Source organism: Mesorhizobium sp. B1-1-5, assembly GCF_006443065.1.
Taxonomy (GTDB): Bacteria; Pseudomonadota; Alphaproteobacteria; order Rhizobiales; family Rhizobiaceae; genus Mesorhizobium.
The window spans coordinates 1-1025 of sequence record NZ_VFWS01000673.1 but is presented as its reverse complement, the minus strand read 5'-3'; the positions used below and the strand labels follow the sequence as shown (position 1 = coordinate 1025).

At 57.6% G+C, this 1025-nt stretch carries 1 protein-coding gene; it reads left to right on the top strand.

The window, feature by feature from the left end:
- Positions 1-186: 186 nt before the first annotated feature.
- Entirely contained in the window at positions 187-534 is a 348-nt protein-coding gene (locus FJ980_RS34280) for a non-heme iron oxygenase ferredoxin subunit (protein WP_181167172.1), read from the top strand.
- The last annotated feature ends 491 nt before the right edge of the window (positions 535-1025 follow it).

The window sequence follows — 1025 nt, the reverse complement described above, 5'->3', positions numbered from 1 at the left end:
CTCCGATAGATCTCCGTGCCTGGCATATCGCCGCGTCCGGCTGCCATGCAGCCGTATTTTCGGCGATTGCTTGCCTGTGGTCGATCACTCGGCATGGGGTTCATCGATATCTCTATTCCCACAATGAATTTGCGAGCGAAGGAAAGAGAACGAAAATAAACGAAACAAACGGACATGGGGAGGCGCATGGACGCGCAGACTAATCCAGAAAGCAGGCAGTGGATCCAGGCGGTCCGTGCCGACAGTCTTCCTGTCGACGATGCGACGCGCATCGAGCACCAGGGGGTATGTATCGCCATCTTTAATCTTGCCGGCAAGTTCTACGCCACTTCAGGCATTTGCACGCACGCCCACGCCTTCCTTTCGGAAGGCTATATCGACGGCCAGACGGTGGAGTGTCCTTTGCATCAGGGACTGTTCCACATCCCCACCGGCACACCGCTTTCACCGCCCGTTACCGAGCGGCTGAAGACCTACGAAACCAAGGTGTCGGACGGCTACGTCCACATCCTGGTGGAAGGAGGAGTGACTTGAACTTGTCGGGATATATCCCGGGCTGAAAGCAAATATGGAGGAGACCTAAAATGCTGAAATTATCACGTCGCCATCTGCTGAAGACAGCCGCGGCGCTTTCCGTTCTCGCTGCTGCACCGCTGACGACAGTTCGGGCCTTCGCCGAAGACTCCGTCCACGCCGTTCTCAATGGCCTGATCAAGAAATACTCCGACGAAGCCAAGGCGGGCATATCGAATGCCGACGTCAGTGCGCTGTTCGAAAAGGACGGTTCCGGGACTATCTCGACGTCTATCCGGTCGGGGACCTCGCCGGCGGATTCGTCTGGAAGCCGGGCATGGGCGCCAGCTTCGTCGGCCCTTACAGCAAGCTGCAGATCAAGGCGCCTTTCACGGATTATCTGCCGTTGCCTGAAGGTCCGGTGCTCGACGCCAGCAAGAAATATCGCATCGGCCTCCTCTTCCAAGGCATCAACCATCCATGGCTGATCAGCCTCGACGACACCGCCGCCT